Raw genomic sequence first — 3,755 nt, forward strand, 5'->3', positions numbered from 1 at the left:
ATGCAACAAGCCCGGCGCTGGGCCGGGCTTGGATTGCAAGGCCGCGCATCAGAGAATGATGTCGCGGATCACCTCGTCCTTGCGACTCAGATAGTGAATCGACTTGATACGACGAATGGTGCGTGACTTGCCACGGATAAGCAGCGTCTCGGTGGTCGCCATGATGCCATCGCTGCTGATGCCTTCCAGCAGATCGCCCTTGGTGATGCCTGTGGCGGAGAAGATGACGTTGTCATTCTTGGCCAAATCTTCCAGCTTGAGCACCTTGGTGACATCGATACCCAGCGCGATGCAGCGGGCTATCTCCTGCTCGCCCAGGGCACGGGCATTGGCATCGTCACCCTTGACCTGATGGCGGGGCATGAGGCGAGCCTGCATGTCGCCGTCCAGGGCCCGGATCACTGCCGCCGAGATGACACCTTCCGGTGCGCCGCCGATGCCGTAGAGCATGTCGACTTCGCTGTCCGGCAGACAGGTGAGGATAGAGGCGGCCACATCGCCGTCGGGAATGGCGAATACGCGCACGCCCAGCCCCTGCATCTCCTTGATCGCCTTGTCATGACGCGGCTTGGCCAGGGTAATGACGGTCAGACGCGACAGCGGCTTGCCGAGCGCCTTGGCAACGGCTTTGAGGTTCAGCTCAAGGGCTTGATCCAGGTCGATCACACCTTTGGCCTTGGGGCCGACGATGAGTTTTTCCATGTACATGTCGGGGGCCTTGAGGAAGGATCCCTTGTCACCAACAGCCAGCACAGCCAGGGCATTGGATTGGCCCATTGCGGTCATGCGGGTGCCTTCGATCGGGTCGACGGCGATGTCTACCGCATCACCCAGACCTGTCCCCACATGCTCACCGATATAGAGCATGGGCGCTTCGTCGATCTCACCCTCGCCGATCACTATCTCACCATCGATATCGATCTGATTGAGGATATGACGCATGGCCGCCACGGCCGCGCCATCGGCGATATTCTTGTCGCCACGTCCGAGCCACTTATAGCCAGCCAGTGCAGCCGCTTCCGTCACTCGGGAAAATTCGATTGCCAGTTCACGTCTCATCGCTAATCCAACCTATTGGAGCTCGAAAAACGGGCGGCATTCTACCACAAGGGCAAACCTTTGCGCGCAAAACTACGTGCTCACCGTATTTTAACCATTTCGCTCGCCCTGTGACCGACGCAGACCCACGCAGGCTCAAGCTGGCAGGCCTTGAGGTTGCCCCCTTCATCGAACTGACATCAAATCACCATTCACTCTTCATCTGTCAGTAACCGAACCGTCATTTCGACCCCCTAGGATAGCCCCGTCTTTTACAACAAAAGCTTGCAACACAAGGGATTAAGATGAAAAAGCTGACAGTAGTAGCCTTGGCACTGAGCGCCGCCTTCCAAGCCCAGGCCGTCGAAGTCTTCAAGAATGACACCACCAAGCTCGACCTCTATGGCCGCATCTATGCCGGCCAGTTCTTCGGTGACAAAAAGAAGCTTGATGACAATGGTGACATAGTCGATGACTACAGCGCCAAGCAGGGGGCAAACCAGTTTGTCCGTTTCGGTGCCAAGGTCGACAGCCAGATCAACAGCAATCTCAAGGCCCTGGCTCAATACGAGCTGCAGCTGTACGTCAATGACAGCGAGAAAACCATCAGCGAGAACTCGGACAACATGCGCACTCGCCTGGCCTTTGCCGGGGTCGGCGCCGATTGGGGGGCTGTCACTTTCGGTCGCCAGAAAGGCGCCCCCGGATTCCTGGCAGACTGGACAGATGTCTCCTTGTCCGATGGCTATGGCAATGACGCTCTGGGCGCCAAAACCGATACCTTCGCCACCAACCGCGCCGGTTCAGTATTGAAATACTCAGGTCTGTTCAACGGCTTCCAGGTTGACACCAGCTACAAATTTGATGGTGGTGATACCGAAGAGACCAGCAACAAAGACAGCGATGCCGCCTACGGCGCCGCCGTGGCCTACAGCTTCCCGTTCAACCTCTCTTTGGGTACCGCCTACAACGTAGGTCTGCGCGACAAGAGTGGCGAAGCCGATGCCAAACTGTGGCTGCTCTCCGCCAAATATGACGACAAGAGCATCTACGCGGCCCTGAGCTACGCCGATGGCAACGACTTCCTGGCCACCGACAAGGATCACACCGGTTGGGAAGCCGCGCTTGGCTACAACTTCAGCAACGGCATCGGCCTGATGGCGCTCTGGAACAAGCAAACCGTCGAGCAGAAGGGCAAGGATGACATCGACTCCGTCGACTACTACACCCTGGGCGCCCAATACAAGTTCAACAGCAACTTCCGGGTGATCGGCGAATACCGCATCAACAACCTGGACAGCCAGCCGAACAAGGCCGTTGCCAACCAGGACGACTTCCAACTGGCCGCCCGCTACGACTTCTAAGTAGCCCCTCCCCAGCGACCCGACAGGCGATGAGCGATCATCGCCTGTTTTTCTTTCGCACGGCGCCAATACAGAATAATAACGCAGTGTCGCGCAACTTATTGCTCACCCTCACTCAAACTTAATGGAGCCGCACTATAACTAACTGAAAAATATAAATTTTAACATCTGGCACGCTCCCTGCTATCTCAGGGCGAACATCATCACCATCCCAGTTAAGGAGCATTTCCATGCCAACACCGTGTTATATCAGCATCGAAGGTAAAACCCAGGGCAACATCACCGCCGGTGCCTTCACTTCCGATTCCGTCGGCAACATCTTCGTGCAGGGCCATGAAGACGAGATGCTGGTACAAGAGTTCCAGCACATCGTTACCGTGCCGACCGATCCGCAATCCGGTCAGCCTGCCGGTCAACGTGTCCACAAGCCGTTCAAGTTCACCGTCGCCCTGAACAAAGCCGTACCGCTGATGTACAACTCCCTGGCCTCCGGCGAGATGCTGCCGAAAGTGACCCTGAAGTGGTATCGCACTTCCGTGGAAGGCAAGCAGGAGCACTTCTTTTCTACCGTGCTGACCGACGCCACCGTCGTCGATATCGACTGCCAGATGCCCCATTGCCAGGACCCGGCAAAATCCGACTTCACCCAGCTGATCCAGGTCTCTCTGGCCTACCGCAAGATCGACTGGGAGCACACCGTGGCTGGAACCTCGGGTGCTGACGACTGGCGCGCCCCGATCGAAGCTTAATCTCTTCGATGTCCTTTCTTATCCGCCTGTGTGGCAACAGGCATTGGATTTCGTGTTGAAATCTGTGCAGTTTACCCCGGCTCCTCCCGCAAGGGATGGCGTCGGGGCTTTTGTGTTTTCTCATCCGGCCTGGCGACAGGTCCGATCATAAAATACAAGGGGAGTCTAAGTTCCTATGGCCAATCAGACCGGATTACAGTTCACCGTCAAGGTAGGGGCCTTGCCCGAGAGCACCTTCGCCCTGGTCGAGTTCAACCTCGATGAGCAGCTGAGTCGCCCCTTCAGCTTGCGGCTCGATCTGGCCAGCCATCAGGCCGATGTCGCCTTCGCCGACGTGCTCGACCAGCCCTGCGAGCTGCTGGTCTGGTACAACGGTGAGCTGCAGCGCCGGATCAGCGGTGTGGTCAGCGACGCGGCCCAGGGAGACAGCGGCTTTAGTCGCACTCGCTACCAGGTCGTCGTCAGGCCCGCCCTCTGGCGCCTCTCCCTGCGTCGCAATGCCCGCATCTTCCAGGCGCAAAAACCTGAAGAAATCATCAGCATACTGCTGCAGGAGGCGGGCATTACCGACTACGCCTTCGCCCTCAAAAATGACCATACCCAG

At 57.5% G+C, this 3,755-nt stretch carries 4 protein-coding genes; 3 read left to right on the top strand and 1 reads right to left on the bottom strand.

Annotated features, from left to right (window positions below; translation table 11 throughout):
- Positions 1 to 48 precede the first annotated feature (48 nt).
- Complete coding sequence (glpX, locus tag ACSMDR_RS21220; protein WP_005892725.1) at positions 49 to 1,059, bottom strand: class II fructose-bisphosphatase; 1,011 nt, start codon at positions 1,057 to 1,059, stop codon at positions 49 to 51.
- Between the two features lie 284 nt (positions 1,060 to 1,343).
- Here glpX and ACSMDR_RS21225 point away from each other — a divergent pair, with 284 nt between their 5' ends.
- The 3 genes from ACSMDR_RS21225 to ACSMDR_RS21235 all read left to right on the top strand — a co-directional run.
- A complete protein-coding gene (locus ACSMDR_RS21225) occupies positions 1,344 to 2,402 on the top strand; it encodes a porin (RefSeq protein WP_436469612.1) in 1,059 nt (352 codons plus the stop codon).
- A gap of 230 nt (positions 2,403 to 2,632) precedes the next feature.
- Positions 2,633 to 3,151 carry a type VI secretion system effector Hcp1 gene (hcp1, locus tag ACSMDR_RS21230; RefSeq protein WP_042040039.1) on the top strand — a complete coding sequence of 173 codons (519 nt, stop codon included), beginning with the start codon at positions 2,633 to 2,635 and terminating at the stop codon, positions 3,149 to 3,151.
- Positions 3,152 to 3,326: 175 nt separating this feature from the next.
- Positions 3,327 to 3,755: contractile injection system protein, VgrG/Pvc8 family (locus ACSMDR_RS21235; protein ID WP_436469613.1), on the top strand; the 429-nt coding region annotated here is incomplete at its 3' end.

The organism is Aeromonas molluscorum (genome assembly GCF_051376105.1).
GTDB classification, from domain to species: Bacteria; Pseudomonadota; Gammaproteobacteria; order Enterobacterales; family Aeromonadaceae; genus Aeromonas; species Aeromonas molluscorum.